Origin of the sequence: Amycolatopsis sp. NPDC004625 (assembly GCF_040609695.1) — a bacterium.
Lineage (GTDB): Bacteria > Actinomycetota > Actinomycetes > Mycobacteriales > Pseudonocardiaceae > Amycolatopsis.
The window spans coordinates 185,729-199,151 of the sequence record NZ_JBEXKX010000012.1 but is presented as its reverse complement, the minus strand read 5'-3'; the positions used below and the strand labels follow the sequence as shown (position 1 = coordinate 199,151).

Genomic DNA, 13,423 nt, shown 5'->3' with positions numbered 1-13,423 from the left:
CGCGCCCGCCGCTGGATCACCGTCACCGCCGTGCTCGTGGTGGCGATTGCGGTCGTCCTGATTGCTCGGCACGCGACGAAACCGCCTGCGTCGCCGACGACAACGCCCCTGCCGGGCGCCGCGCCTATGCGCACATCCACAGCAGCGGTCGACGAGGCGACCGCGCTGGCGACTCGTCCCATGCTGGCCCTGCCGCCGGAGGCGGCCCTGCCGCACGAGCTCACCACCGCAACGGCCGGGCCGCCGATCACCGTTCCGCGACCGGCGCCGATGGCGGACCGGGTGATCTCCGACGAATTCCCGGCCACTGCAGAAGGCGCGCTCGGCTGGCTGACCGATTTCAACGAGACCGCGCTGCGCGGCGGCGACCCGGCCACCTACGTGCGCGCCTACACCGAATCCGAGCTCCCGCACGCTCCATCCCCGCAAGGCAGCGGCCCGCTCGCGCTGCTGACTTCGTTCCGGGAACGCGCCGGCATCCACCCGGGTGAGACCATGCCCGGCTTGACTGTGACCTACGAGGTCACCCAGGGTCTGATCAAGGGCACCGCCGACGGCGGGCGGTTCGCGGTGGTGTGCACGCTCGGTCAGCTCGACTTCGGCTACCAGGGCCGGGCCACGAGCATGGGCATCGGCGACTGCCAGGCGTTGCGCTGGACCGGCAGTGCCTGGCGCATCGCCCCGGGTTCCCGCGCCGCCTACGCCTCCTGCGCGTGGCCGGGCAGCTCCGAATCCGTCGTTGCCGGCTACCGTCCCCTGAACCGGGACGGTGCCCGATGAACCCCTTGGATCTGTTGAAGAAGCTGGGCGAGCTGGCGGGCGAGGGGATCGGCGCTCTCGCCGGCGGCGTCCTCGAGCCGCTCATGGCCGCTACCTGGGCCGCCGCCTTGTTCATCCTGCGCACCGCCTTCGCACTCGTCGACCAGTTCTCCGTTTTCACGGTGTCCACCACGGACGGACCGGTCTCGATCTTGTGGCCGATGACGCTGTGGATCTCCGGAGCCATCGCGCTGGGTATGTTCTTCTGGCAGATCATCACCACCGTCCTGCACGGCGGCCGCGGCTTCATCCGCCTGATCACCGGCCCCATCCAGTACGGAATCGCCCTCGCGGTCACCGTCAGCGTGATCGCCGCATTCCTCACCGCCGCCGACGGCCTGACCGAAGCGATCCTGTCCACCGGCCTGCGCGTGAACAACTTCCAGGACGCCCTGAACATGACCGGATTCACCGACGCGCTGTCGGACGAGGTCAAGAATGTCGTGCTCGGCCTCGCCGCTGCCTTCGGCGTCATCCCGGCCGGTTTGGGCTTCGCCGTCGAGGCGGTGTTCCGTGAGGCCGCGATCTACGTGCTGATCGCCACGGTCCCGGTCGCGGCGGCCGGGCTGGTGGCAGACGCGACAGCGCGGTGGTACTGGAAGGTCGTCCGCTGGGGCCTGGTCGCCATCGTGATGAAACCCGCGCTGGCGTTCGTGCTTGTGCTGGCGGTCGCGATCGTCGGCGGCGCGCAAGGTCTGTCCGGGCTGCTGGCCGGTATCGGGGTCCTGTTCGTCGCCCTGTGCGTGCCGCTGGTGCTGTTCAAACTCTTCGCGTTCATCGATCCCGGCTCCGACTCACAGGGGGTCTTTCGGGACAAGCTCTCGGATACCGGCCTGGACTCCTACGGCGCAGGTAGCATCGCCGGGCGCGTGGCCGGAGCGTTCCGGAACAAGGCTCGCAGCGAGCGGAGCAACAACGGGAACGGGGGCGACGGGGAAGACGGCGCCGATAGTCAGGAGCAGGCCAACGTCGACCGCTTCGACGAGGCCGTCACCGAGGACGACCCAGCCACCGGGCCATCCGAAGCTACCGATGATCAGGACGCGTCCCACGCGCCGGCGGCCCCGGGTGCGGCGTCCGGCAGCGACGCCGACTCCGAGGCATCCGGCGGCGGGACACATGAGTCGGCGATCGACTCGGCCACCGATGCGACAGGCCGGACGACTTCGGAAGCATCCGGCACCAGCGCAACGAGCCCGGCGAGCCCAGTCGACGAAGGGGACGACGGAGAATCGCCACCTCCGGACCCACCCGGCGACACCGGCCCGCCGACACCACCCGTCCCGAACCCTGACAAAGGCCCGCCGGCGGACGATGGCGGCGACGCTGCAGCCGGCGAAGCCGAAGAAGCGGCGGTACTGCTGTGAGCGCCGCAACCAGGATCTACAAAGGACTTTCTCGTAGTGAGCGCGCGGGTTGGATCGGCGGGCTGACGCCGGTGCAGGCGTTCGTGTGCGTGGGGCTTGCCATTCCGGTGATTCTCGCCCTGACGTCAGGGCGATTCGGGCAGGCTCTGGCACTCGGAGCGTTCTGCGGCACAGCGGCGGCGCTGGTGGTGGTGCCAGTCCGCGGCCGCCCAGCCGCGCGGTGGCTGGGGCATCTGCTGCTCTACCGCGCCGGTATCGCGCTCGGCTGGTCGCGGTGGCAGTCGCGCGCTATCGCCGGGCAGGCCGAGGAGCTGGACGAGCCGGATCTGCCTGGAGTGCTGGCCCGCTTGCGGTTCCCCGACGGACCGCCGCTGCGAGACGTCGGCCGCGTCTGCTTGATCCACGACACCGTCGAGGGTCGGTGGGGTGCCACCGCCCGTCTGACCCACGGCGGGGTCGGGATGCTGTCGGACGCCCAGTGTGAGCGGCTGGCGAACCGGTTGGGCAACCTGCTGCTGTCGATCGGGCACCGCGAGGTCATCGACCGGATGAGCCTGCTGGTGCGCACCGTCCCCGACGACGGCGCCGACTATCAGGCGTGGCGCGCCGAGCGCGACGTGCCCGACGCCCCGGCGCTCGCGCGGCAGGCGGCCGAGGAGCTGGATCGGCTGGTCGGGGCGGTGTCGGTCCGGCATGAAGTGTTCGTCACCCTCTCCGGCGCCGAAGACGCCCTCCGGCGTCCCGCTGCCGCTGCTGGTGGCGGGGTCGCAGGGCGAGCCGCCGTGCTGTATCGGGTGCTGGACGGGCTCGAGGACAAGCTCAAGTCCCTCGGCGCCACCGGCGTCCGGTGGCTCTCGGGTCCGGAGCTGGCGGTGGCGATTCGCACCGGGTTCAACCCCGCCACCTCAGCCGGTCTCGCCGCGCGCCGCCACCAGGCCGGCGGCGACGCCGGCGTGCGCTGGGCGACAGCGGGTCCCGTGCACGCTCCGGCGCCGTCGGCGCGGGTCTACTACCACGATGGCTTCGCGACCGTGTCTTTCTCGGTGTTGATGCCGGAGGCCGGGACGGTGTTCGGGTCACTCGGCGGGCTGCTGGCGGTCAAGACCGCCGGCGAGCGACGCAGCCTGGCCATCCACTACGAGACTTTGTCCCAGCACCGGTCCCGTAAGGCCGTGCGCCGGCTGCGGTTCCGCACCGGTGTGATGCGGGACTGGAAGTCGGCGAAGGGCTTCAATTCCGGTGCCGCCGAAGCCCGCGAGGCGGGCGGGGCGCGGGCGCAGGAGCACGCGGTAGCGGCCGGGCACGGCATCGTCCGCTTTGCTGTCGCAGCCGCGGTCACGATCCCGGATACCTGGAACGTCGAGGACCACGCGGCCAAGCTGGAGAACGACATCGCCGGTCGCTTCCAGCTTCTGCGGATGGAACTGGCCCAGGACGCCGGGTTCGTCGCCGCCGTCCTGCCGGTCGGTGTGGGGTTGCCGCGGCTGCGGGGCGGTGCGCCGTGAGGGGCCGCGACGACGAACGGACCGCTGCGGAACTGCTGGCCACCTTCGGGGCCGCCCTCAGTACGCGGCCACCCGGACGTCAGCGTCCGGACGATCGAGGTGCGCGGGTGAACCGGCGGGCGGCGCCGCGGCGGGGCTTCGCCCGCCCGGGGTACGGCTGGTCGCCCGTGGCAGCCCCGCTGCAGGTCTATCAGGCCGGCACGCACGAGATCGGTGGCCTGTTCCCGCTGCTGGCGGCGAGCCCGCTGCCGGCGGTCGGGGCGCGGATGGGCTACGACGTCCACTCCGGCGGCGCGTTCTACCTGCACCCGGTCGAGTTCGTCCTCCGCTCGATCTGCACCAACCCGAATCTCTGTCTCTTTGGTGAGCCTGGCCGAGGCAAGTCCTCCACGGTCGTGGCCTTCCTGCTGCGGATGATGCTCACCGGCGTCCGCACCCTGATCTCCGGCGACGTCAAAGGCGAATACACCCCATTGCTACACGCGCTCGGTGTCACGCCGATCATGCTCGGCCGCGGCAGCGGTGCCCGCCTCAACGCCCTCGACCTCGGCCCCTTGACCGCCCGCTGGCACGGCTGGTCGGCCGAGCGGCAACGCGACGAGGTCGACGGCGTCCTGGGCCGGTGGGTGCAACTGCTGGTCGCGCTGGCCGAAGCCCAGGGCTACCGGCCCACTGTCACCGACGAGGCCGCGCTCTCAGCCGCGCTGCGTCAGCTGTTGGGCGTCAGCAATGGCTACACCCAGCTCGCGCCGATCACCATTCCCGACGTCCACCGGATGCTGTCGAACCCGGACGAGCGGCTGTGGCAGAGTCTGCGCTTCGCCGGCCGCCGCCAATTCCTCGATCATCTCCGGTCGATCACCGATGCGCTGGCCAACCTGATCAGCGGCCCGCTGGCCGGCCTGTTCGACGCAGCCACGAATTTCACCGTCGACTGGGACGCCCCGATCCAGAGCCTGGATCTCTCGCGGCTACGCACCCGCGGCGACCAGGCCGTCGCCGTCGCGCTGACCTGCTTGGGCTCATGGTCGTCGCTGGCCACGGATCTGCAGGAAGACGGGGAGCTGCGGATCGTCGTCCGCGACGAGATCTGGCGGCAACTGCGGCTGGGGCTGCGCGCGGTCCAGGCCGTCGACAGCGAACTGCGGCTGTCCCGCGCGGAACGCAAGATCCAGGTGCTGGTCAGCCACAAGCCCGGCGACTTCCTCTCTGTCGGCGCCACCGGCTCCCAGGAAGTCGCCATCGCCCGTGATCTGCTTGCGCTGTGCTCGATCCGGGTCCTGCTTGGACAGTCGACGCGGGTGGCGAGCGAGTTGGCCGACGTTCTTGCGCTGTCTGAGAAGGAGCAGGAAGCCACGACCGGATGGGCGAATGATCGTCAGGGCCGGGCGTTGTGGAAGATCGAGAACCGGACTGGGCTCAAGGTGCAGACGGTACTGAGCCGGGTTGAGCGGCAGATCTTCGACACCAACAGTCAACTGGTCCGGAAGCCAAATCCGCTGACCCACGGCGGATCCTCGGCGGTGTCGTCGTGAGCCGCACCGGGGTTCTTGCCGGCGTAGCCGGTGCATTGGTCGGGTTGGTGCTGCTGCCGATCCTGGCCGTGGCCCTCATCGTCGTGCCGGCCGCGACTGCGACGGTCGTGCAGTTGAGCGGGTGCGAGCAGGGCGGCCCGGGCGGCGGCTCGATCGTGGTCGACCGGCAGCAGTTGGGCGCCGAGGAGATGGACATCGCCCGCACCATCGTCGACGTCGTTCAGCAGCGCCGCCTGCCGCGGCGGGCCGCGGTTCTTGCGATCGCCACTGGGATGGTCGAGTCGGGGCTGCGCAACCTCGACTTCGGCGACCGCGACTCGATCGGGGTGTTCCAGCAACGCCCGAGCCAAGGCTGGGGCACCCGCGAGCAGATCCTCAACCCCGTCTACGCCACCGGCAAGTTCCTCGACGCCCTTATCGCCCTGCCTGGCTGGGACACCATGGCCCCGGGCCAAGCCGAGCAGGCTGTGCAGCACAGCGGCTTCCCCGACCGCTACGCCCCGCGTGAACCGGCCGCTGCCGCGATCGTGGCTCGATTCTGGACCGGTCCGGACAATCCGACCCCGCCTGCGGTGCCCGGCGGCGCGACGGAGGCGGTCCAGGCGAAGACCCTGTGCCCGGACCAGGGCGGATCCGACGTCCCCCGAGAGCCGGACAAGGTCGACCCGGCCAAGCTGCCGCCAGGGTTCACCTTGCCGGATGATGTCCGCCAGCGCGCCGCGGTCGGGTTCGCCTTGGGCCAGCTCGGCAAACCGTACGTGTGGGGCGCGAAGGGCCCGGACGCCTACGACTGCTCCGGGCTGATGCTCGCCTCCTGGGCCGCGGCCGGTGTCGGGATCCCCGCCGGGACGGTCAGCCAGGTCCACGCCGGGCACGCCGTCTCCTCGCTGGATCAGGTGCAGCCCGGGGATCTGCTGTTCATCCCCGGCTCGCTCGGCACCGCGCAGGTACCGCGGCACGTCGGGATGTACGCCGGACACGGCCTGATCGTCGACGCCTACGACACCGGCACCGGAGTCATCCTCGAATCCCTGTCGGCCTGGACCTCGAAGATCGTCGCGATCCGCCGGATCGCCGACCCGAGTTCGCCCTCCTCGCCACCGGGAGGGAGCCCACTCCGATGACGTCGCCGTGGTGCCGATCTTCCGCTGTCCGGGAGGAGCGGCCGATGCCGCGCACACGCACCGACACACTCAACCTCGACCGCGACGTCGCCCTGATGGGCCTCGCGGTCGCCGCCCTGGCAGTCGTCTGCGCCCTCGGCGGGATCGTCGTCACCGCCGCCGTCCTGGTCACCGGGTTTCACGCCGGTAGCTGGGCGTGGCCGCCGATTACCGCGTGGCCGGGTTTCGCGCTGACGGTCGCCTTCCACGCTGCTGATCCCGGTCCGGCGCTTCCGGCCCCGTGGTCCGGTGCGGTCAGCGATCACCAGCTGGCGTTCTACATCTGGTTCACCACGATCACCATGCTCGCCGCCGGCCTGACCGTCGGCGCCGCGATCCCGGTCTGGCGGCGGGTGGCGCCGACCGATGCCGGACATGCCACCCGCGGCGAGCTGGCCAAGAACCTGTCGGTCGCCGCTGCCCGCACGACGGCGGTGTGGACTCGGGGTGACCTCACCGAGGAGCAACGCCGGACCGCGCCGGTCGAGCAGATCGCGGTCCCGCTGCACCTCGGGCCCCGGCGCCAGCATCTGGTGACCTCGCTGGAGACACCGACCGGGACGATCGCACCCACCCGATCGGGAAAGTCCCGCACGGACCTGGTGCACAAGGTCCTCGCCGCGCCGGGCGCGCTGATCGCGTCGACGACAAAGAACGACCTCGCCGAATGGTGCCTGCTGGCCCGCACCCGCCGCCGGGATGCTGGGCCGGTGCTGGTGATCGACGCCACCGGCACGCTGTCCTGGCCGGCGCACGCGCGCTGGTCTCCGGTGACCGGCTGCGCCGATCCCGCGGTCGCGCTGCGGCGGGCGGAGACGCTGATCGAGGCGTCTTCGCTCGGGCTGGAGAACGTCGGCGGCAACGATGCGGTGTTCCGTGGCCGGGCGATGATCGTCATGCAGGCGTACTTGCTCGCCGCTGCCATGCATCACCGGACCGTGGACGGCCTGGTGCGGTGGTCGATCGCCAAACCCGCCGATCGGGAACCGGTTGAGTTGCTGGAGCGGCAGTTTCCTCAGCTGGCGCAAAACCTTGAGGCGGAGATCGGGATGGTCGCCGAGACCTCCGACGCGGTCTGGATGTCTGTCCGCCGGGCGATCGAGCCGTTCATGAACCCCGCCATCCGCTACTTCGCCACCCCCAGCCCGGCCGAGGAACTGAACATCGACGAGTTCCTGCACCGCCGCGGCAGCCTGTTCATCATCGCTGGCGAACACCAGGCCCCGCAGGCCCGGCCAGTCCTCACCGCGCTGGTCGAGCAGATCCTCACCACCGCCCAGGACACCGCACTACGCCACGAACGCCGCCGGCTGGAACCACCGGCGACCGCGATCCTGGACGAGCTGTACGCGGGGACGCCGGTGCCGCGGCTGCCGGCGATCATCGCCGACTCCGCCGGCCGCGGGGTGCTGATCCATTGGTCCGCGCAATCCCGCTCGCAGCTGGACGAGCTCTACGGCGAACCGGGCCGGTTACAGCTGATCGACAACACCCTCACCCTGACTGCTTTCCCCGGGCTCAAGGACGACAAGACCCTGGAGTGGTTGTCCACGCTGTCCGGGCAGCACCGCCGTCGCACCCATCAGCACCACAGCGACGGACTGTTCAGCGTCGGCCGCGGCGCCAGCGGCGAGGAGACCGTCCCGACTCTGCACGCCGGCGACATCCGCACCCTCGACCGCGGCCGGGTGCTGATCCTGCACGGCAACCTCCGCCCGATCCTCGGCCGCACCGTCGATGTCGAGCAACGGCCCGACTGGCCGCAGCTGCAGGCCGACGTCGCCGTTATCCGTTCCGGCCGGGCCGCGATCACTGCCGACGGCTATCCGCAGGCGCTGCCTGGCGGAAGTGATCTGCGATGAGCGACGACGACATCGCCGCGCGCCCGAACGATCCAGCCGACCACGAGGAGCAGCGGACGGACGGCGAGGACGGACTGGAGCCGCGGTCGCTGGGTGAGCTTGACGAGGTGGTCGCCGGGCTGGAAACGGTGGCCAAGGCCCTGGGGCGCCAGATCGAGCAGGTGTCGCAGAAGCTCGCGGAACTGACCGACGAGCCGGAGAACGACCCACGGATGGCGCGGTGGCTGACGTTCCTGCCACCGGCAGCCGCTGAGGACAAGGAACATCGCTGGGAAACACCGCTGTTCACGCTCGCGCACTTCGTGCAGTACTACAACGAGACCTATGTCGGCAATCCCGGCACCCGCGCGGTCGCCATCCCCGACTGCTGGCTCGACCATCCTGGCCTGGTCGCCGAGATCGCCAGCCTCGCCTACACCTGGCGCGAAGCCCACCTGGGCAAGAAGGCCACCGCGCGTGATGCGCAGTACTGGCACGATCACTGGCGCCCCGGGTTCGCCGAGCGCATGGCCACCGAGTGGGTTCATCAGCGCTGCCGCGCCGACGGCCACAAGACCGCCGGCGCACCGGCTCGCCCCGATCGCTTCACCCTCGAACATCGCCAACGGGAGACACGGGCAGCTGCCGAGAGCGGTGGTGGTCGAGCGAGCGTTCCGCACGGTGCCGAAGCACCTGTTCGTGGCGGAGGGCACTTCGCTTGATGTCGTCTACAGCGGCGACAACTCGGGCGCAAACAAATACGAACCGGATGGCGTTGTCATTTCGTCCACCAGCACGGCCTGCTTCCAGGCCTGGATGATCCAGCAAGCAGGGCTCGTCGCCGGAATGAGCGTCCTGGAGATCGATGGTATCGGCTGCTTCCACGGACTGACCGAAATCATTCAGAGGTGTCCCTGGTCAACCGCGCATAACCTGATCGACTATGTGATCGGTTGGCATTGATCTGCTTGTGGTTGGCCATCGCCCACTCGGCGAGCGCCATTACCAGCGGCACCAGCGACCGGCCCAGTTCGGTCAGTTCGTACTCGACCCGCGGCGGCACCTCGGCGTAGGCGGTGCGCACGACCAGACCGTCTTCGACCAGGTGTTTGAGCGTCAGCGTGAGCATCCGTTGCGAGATACCGGCGATGGCCTCCGCCAGCGCGCCGAACCGCATGGGCCCGGCGCGCAGGGTGCTGATCACCAGCAGGCTCCACTTGTCGCCGACCCGGTCCAGCACCTCGCGGACCGCGCCGCCCTGACGGATTCGCGGCGGGCTGCCGGTCGTCCGTGTGACCTTTGCCATACCCGAGGCTCCTATCCTGGACCCTTACCTTGGTGTGCCTTTTGCAGCCGACCCCATGCGCACAGACGATCAGGTTACGCACGAGAGGTAATGATTGGGGTAGATGGTGAACATCGCACTGTGGGTCGTCCAGGGTCTGCTCGCACTGGTCTACCTCGCCGCGGGCGGGCTGAAGGTCGTGCGATCGCGCGAGCAGTTGGTCGCGTCGGGCAACTTCGAGTGGATGAAGGACTCGTCGGAGGCCGGGGTGAAGGCGGTCGGCCTGGTCGAGGTCCTCGGCGCGCTCGGCGTGATCCTGCCCCGGTTGACCGGGATCGCTCCGATGCTCACTCCGATCGCCGCGGTCGGCCTGGTCATCGTGCAGATCGGCGCGCTCCGGGTACATCTGGTCCGCAATGAACGCCGACCGTTGCCCGCCAACGTGCTCCTGCTGCTGCTGCTCGCCGCCTTCGCCGCGGTCGGCCGTTTCCTCGGCTGATCTCCAGCGGCGAGACGTTGCCAGCCATTACGCGGTGCCGCGGTGACAGATGCGTCAGCCTGCTTCTTCTCGGCCAGGTGTCGGAGCGACGGTCGCAGTTCGTCGGAGGGGCCCTCGATCCTGTCGCGGACCAACCGCGCGCCCGCAAGGTCGCCACGCTGCTTCGTTGAGCTGTAGTCGTTCGGATCCCTCGGTGCTGGATTCGCAATCGGCGCAGGTGGCACGATCCGTGCTCGCATAGCCAGTCCTTGAGCGGTGGTCCGACGCCGCGCGCCCAGCCTTCCAAAGCCCGGCGTTTCTGGTCGGACAGGATCAACGGCGCCAACTCGAGCTCGGCGTCGACCAAGCGTACGGTGACCAAAAATTAACGATTCGGCACATTAGGGAGGCGACACGGACGTTGCCTCACCGCTGCGCCACCCTCAACACCGGGAACCGGGGGCGGGCAACCGGCGGGTGGTGAAGTAGGTGTCGGCATACGCGATGACACAACGGTTTCCGGTGGCGTACAGCTCATGGCCACCCCCGTCGTGGCGAATGGCGAAACTTCCGGGTACGTGCCGGACGACGCGCGCGGTGGCGCCGAATTCGGCCCAGGTTCCGGCGCCCAACAACGGCGGTACGCCGGGCGGGAACGGACGCGGCGGGTTTGTCATCGGGGCGGGCCAGCCGACGCATTCCAGTGCCCGCCAGACCGTGGTGTTGGCGCTGCCGGTGTCGGGGGCGATCCGCGCGAGCCGGGCTTGCGTGGCGGCCAATGCGCCATAGCCGGTCGGCCTGGGCCAGTCGAGGCAGGGCGTGAACGGGAGATCACGGGTGTCGGCGCCGAAACCGGAGGCGTCGCCGGCCTCGGCACGCTGGATGGCTTGCGCCAGTTGGCCCCAGCCCGGATCCGGTGCCGGCTGCTGCTCCGCCCGGACGATCGCTTCGATCAGATGCCACTGCAGTTGCGTACCGTCGTAAGCGGCGCCGAACTGGGGCGCGGGGATCGGAACGCTCTCGGCCCGGGCCACCAGTGCCCGCCAGATCCGTGGCACGTTCCGGCCGTGCAGAACACATGAGCTGGTCGAGGCACACCAGCCGAAGAACCGCTGCGCCTGCTGCTCGTTGTCCCGGGCGCGCGCCTGGTCCTCCACATCGGAGCTGCCCGCGTGGTCGAATCCACCGTCGATCATCATCGTGCGCACGTGGCCGGGGAACAGGTTCGCGTAGGCCTCGCCGATGACGGAACCGTAGGAGCCCATGTAGAGGTTGATCCGCCCCTCACCGAGGGCTTGCCGGACGGCGTCGGCGTCGCGCGCGAACGTGGCGGAATCCAGACTGTCGAACAGGCCGGGGTCCTTGTCCCGGCAGGCGCTGATCGCGGCACGGTTGGCGGTGGCCAGTGCGTCGAACCCGGCTTGGTCACGCGGAAGCCGGGGGTACCGCTGGCCGTGCGGGACATCGGCCGGGCCCCCGCACACGGTGGGACTGCTCAGCCCCGGATAGCCACGCAGGTCCCAGGTGACGATGTTCATCGTGTGCCGCAGGTCCGCGAAGGGCTGGAAGTCCGGTGTGAACGTCCGATCGCGCATGATCTCGATCTGGGTACCGATCGGGCCGCCGTAGTTCACCAGCAGCGTGCCTTCCGCAGGCCCGGGACCGTCGGCCTTCAGCCGTCCCACCGCCAGGGTGAGCCGGCGACCGTCCGGCTCGGCCCAGTCCACCGGCACCTGGAGCAGGGCGCATTCGACGCCGTCCGGGCCGCCTCCGCCGGGGCAACTGCCCCAGATGAGCGCCGCACCCGGGTTCGCGTTCGCGTTCGCGTGAGCATTCCCGACCGCGAGCAGGGCGAACACCCCGAGGACCGTCAGCAACAGCGACAGACAGCGATTCTGTGACCTGATCATGGGCAGCAGGCTGCCGCACCCGGCGGTCACGACACGTCAGCCCGGGGGACGACAGCTCTGCTCCGACCCAGGGCCTACGTGCGCCGGAGGCCAGCGCTATCTGTGTCAACGCTCTGTGAAAATGACCCCTCCCTGCCGTTGCAGATGGCTTGGTAGACCGCCCTGCGGCAGACGTGCTGGCTCGGTCGGTCCGGAAAAGCGTGCGCAGGTCGTCGGCGATCACGTTCCGATCGCTTCACCCTGGAACATCGCGAACGGCAGGCGCAGGCAGCTGCCGAGAGCGGCGTCAACGACCAGGCAAGCGGACCAGGTCAGCCATGATCGTGCATGCGCGTCGCCCGGCAACGGCGCGCACATCGGCCACCCGGCTCGCCCGCGTGTCGATGATTGCGTTGATGTCGCGTGCGTGGCCGGCGCGAACTGGCTGGCCGAGCATGTCGGTTCCGTCGGCGTCGGATTCGGGCTGCGCGCGCCCGCCGCGGTGTACGCGGCGGGCTCGGTGCTCGTCGTACGGGACTGGGTGCAACGCCTCGCCAGGATGCGGGCGTCGTTGCTGGCGGTCGCCGCGGGCACGCTGCTGTCATATCTGGGCGCCGGCCCGGCCATCGCGACCGCGATCACCTTCGCCGTCAGCGAAGTGCTCGACACCACCGTCTATACCGTCATCGTCCGACGCCGTGTCGTCGTTGCCATGCTCTGCAGAGCGGCGCGGCGTCGACCACACGGCAGCTGGGCTGGTGGGAGTGGGCAGCATCTGCCGGTTCGATCGGAGACGAGGAGCGGCACGTCGAGCAATCCCAGCCAATGCGGCCGATGCGCACCGAGCAGAAACCTCATGGCCGGCGACCGACGATGGGGGTCACCTAGAAACGGCCGGTGTTCCCGCCAATCATGTTGGCAGAGGTATAAGTTAAACAATGTTGAGTTATAGTGGCCAGGCCCGGCGTATCCCGTTCGTGGCTGGAGCTACTGGAGGTCCCCGATATGGCGCAGAAAGTCCTCGTGGAAATGGTCGACGACATTGACGGCGAGGTGGCCAGCCAGACGGTCCCCTTCACTATCGACGGTGTGAGCTACGAGATCGACCTCTCCGACGCCAACGCGGCCGCGCTACGCGACGAACTCGCCCGATACATCGCAGCGGGGCGACGCATCGGTGGTCGCAAAGTGCGGCTTGCCGCCGGAGAGTCCACCCGCGTGACGAAGCCTGGCACTGCAGCCGAGGACCGCGAGCGGGCACGCCAGATCCGTGCCTGGGCCAGCGCCAACGGCTACACGGTCTCCGAGCGTGGACGTCTGTCCGCCGAGATCATCGAGGCATTCGACGCGAACGACGGCCGGCCAATCGTCGTTGAGGAGCCTGCACCGGCAGCGCGGAAGCGCCCTGCGCGCAAGAAGGTCGAGGCCGCGAAGAAGTAGCGCCAGCAGTCGTCGGCGCTCAAGCAGGACCCCCGGTGGCGATTCCGGGTGAACGCCGACCTCCGGTGAGGACGCCACAAGGTCGATCTGTGACTGTCCTC

The 13,423-nt window shown here is 69.5% G+C and carries 12 protein-coding genes; 9 read left to right on the top strand and 3 right to left on the bottom strand.

The genetic code is table 11. From position 1 onward, the window contains the following. The first annotated feature begins 30 nt into the window (after positions 1 to 30). From ABZW17_RS16625 to ABZW17_RS16595, 7 genes are all read left to right on the top strand, one after another. Positions 31 to 780 carry a hypothetical protein gene (locus tag ABZW17_RS16625; RefSeq protein WP_354814146.1) on the top strand — a complete coding sequence of 250 codons (750 nt, stop codon included), beginning with the start codon at positions 31 to 33 and terminating at the stop codon, positions 778 to 780. Continuing rightward, the gene (locus ABZW17_RS16620; protein WP_354814144.1) at positions 777 to 2,186 is read left to right on the top strand and encodes a hypothetical protein; all 1,410 of its coding nucleotides are present in this window, start codon (positions 777 to 779) and stop codon (positions 2,184 to 2,186) included. Before ABZW17_RS16625 ends, ABZW17_RS16620 begins: the two co-directional genes overlap by 4 nt. Continuing rightward, positions 2,183 to 3,691: an SCO6880 family protein gene (locus ABZW17_RS16615; protein ID WP_354814142.1), complete on the top strand. Its 1,509-nt coding sequence runs from the start codon at positions 2,183 to 2,185 to the stop codon at positions 3,689 to 3,691. Before ABZW17_RS16620 ends, ABZW17_RS16615 begins: the two co-directional genes overlap by 4 nt. 107 nt (positions 3,692 to 3,798) lie before the next feature. After that, positions 3,799 to 5,226, top strand: a complete 1,428-nt coding sequence (locus ABZW17_RS16610) for an ATP-binding protein (RefSeq protein ID WP_354814140.1) — start codon at positions 3,799 to 3,801, stop codon at positions 5,224 to 5,226. Next, the gene (locus tag ABZW17_RS16605; protein WP_354814138.1) at positions 5,223 to 6,350 is read left to right on the top strand and encodes a C40 family peptidase; all 1,128 of its coding nucleotides are present in this window, start codon (positions 5,223 to 5,225) and stop codon (positions 6,348 to 6,350) included. The genes ABZW17_RS16610 and ABZW17_RS16605 overlap by 4 nt, the downstream gene beginning before the upstream one ends. A gap of 44 nt (positions 6,351 to 6,394) precedes the next feature. Further along, positions 6,395 to 8,251 (top strand): TraM recognition domain-containing protein, encoded by a 1,857-nt coding sequence (locus ABZW17_RS16600; protein WP_354814136.1) that lies wholly within the window; start codon positions 6,395 to 6,397, stop codon positions 8,249 to 8,251. Beyond that, entirely contained in the window at positions 8,248 to 8,952 is a 705-nt protein-coding gene (locus ABZW17_RS16595; protein ID WP_354814134.1) for a hypothetical protein, read from the top strand. The genes ABZW17_RS16600 and ABZW17_RS16595 overlap by 4 nt, the downstream gene beginning before the upstream one ends. 176 nt (positions 8,953 to 9,128) lie before the next feature. On the opposite strand, the gene ABZW17_RS16590 is transcribed toward ABZW17_RS16595, so the two are convergent. Beyond that, positions 9,129 to 9,536: a helix-turn-helix domain-containing protein gene (locus ABZW17_RS16590; protein ID WP_354814132.1), complete on the bottom strand. Its 408-nt coding sequence runs from the start codon at positions 9,534 to 9,536 to the stop codon at positions 9,129 to 9,131. Positions 9,537 to 9,639: 103 nt separating this feature from the next. Between ABZW17_RS16590 and ABZW17_RS16585 the strand changes: the two genes are divergently transcribed. Continuing rightward, positions 9,640 to 10,014 carry a DoxX family protein gene (locus tag ABZW17_RS16585; RefSeq protein ID WP_354814130.1) on the top strand — a complete coding sequence of 125 codons (375 nt, stop codon included), beginning with the start codon at positions 9,640 to 9,642 and terminating at the stop codon, positions 10,012 to 10,014. 422 nt (positions 10,015 to 10,436) lie between these two features. Here ABZW17_RS16585 and ABZW17_RS16580 read toward each other — a convergent pair whose 3' ends face one another. Together ABZW17_RS16580 and ABZW17_RS16575 are read right to left on the bottom strand one after the other, a co-directional pair. Then, positions 10,437 to 11,903: an alpha/beta fold hydrolase gene (locus ABZW17_RS16580; RefSeq protein WP_354814128.1), complete on the bottom strand. Its 1,467-nt coding sequence runs from the start codon at positions 11,901 to 11,903 to the stop codon at positions 10,437 to 10,439. A gap of 219 nt (positions 11,904 to 12,122) precedes the next feature. Further along, a complete protein-coding gene (locus ABZW17_RS16575; protein ID WP_354814126.1) occupies positions 12,123 to 12,554 on the bottom strand; it encodes a hypothetical protein in 432 nt (143 codons plus the stop codon). 333 nt (positions 12,555 to 12,887) lie between these two features. Here ABZW17_RS16575 and ABZW17_RS16570 point away from each other — a divergent pair, with 333 nt between their 5' ends. Next, on the top strand, positions 12,888 to 13,322 hold the full coding sequence (locus tag ABZW17_RS16570) for an Lsr2 family protein (protein WP_354814124.1): 435 nt from the start codon (positions 12,888 to 12,890) through the stop codon (positions 13,320 to 13,322). Positions 13,323 to 13,423: the final 101 nt, after the last annotated feature.

What these genes read in the sequence shown, in the direction of transcription:
- ABZW17_RS16620 (WP_354814144.1), top strand. Translation starts at nt 777, where the DNA reads ATGAACCCCTTGGATCTGTTGAAGAAGCTGGGCGAGCTGGCGGGCGAG.
- ABZW17_RS16600 (WP_354814136.1), top strand. Translation starts at nt 6,395, where the DNA reads ATGCCGCGCACACGCACCGACACACTCAACCTCGACCGCGACGTCGCC.
- ABZW17_RS16595 (WP_354814134.1), top strand. Translation starts at nt 8,248, where the DNA reads ATGAGCGACGACGACATCGCCGCGCGCCCGAACGATCCAGCCGACCAC.
- ABZW17_RS16590 (WP_354814132.1), bottom strand. Translation starts at nt 9,536, where the DNA reads ATGGCAAAGGTCACACGGACGACCGGCAGCCCGCCGCGAATCCGTCAG.
- ABZW17_RS16585 (WP_354814130.1), top strand. Translation starts at nt 9,640, where the DNA reads ATGGTGAACATCGCACTGTGGGTCGTCCAGGGTCTGCTCGCACTGGTC.
- ABZW17_RS16580 (WP_354814128.1), bottom strand. Translation starts at nt 11,903, where the DNA reads ATGATCAGGTCACAGAATCGCTGTCTGTCGCTGTTGCTGACGGTCCTC.
- ABZW17_RS16570 (WP_354814124.1), top strand. Translation starts at nt 12,888, where the DNA reads ATGGCGCAGAAAGTCCTCGTGGAAATGGTCGACGACATTGACGGCGAG.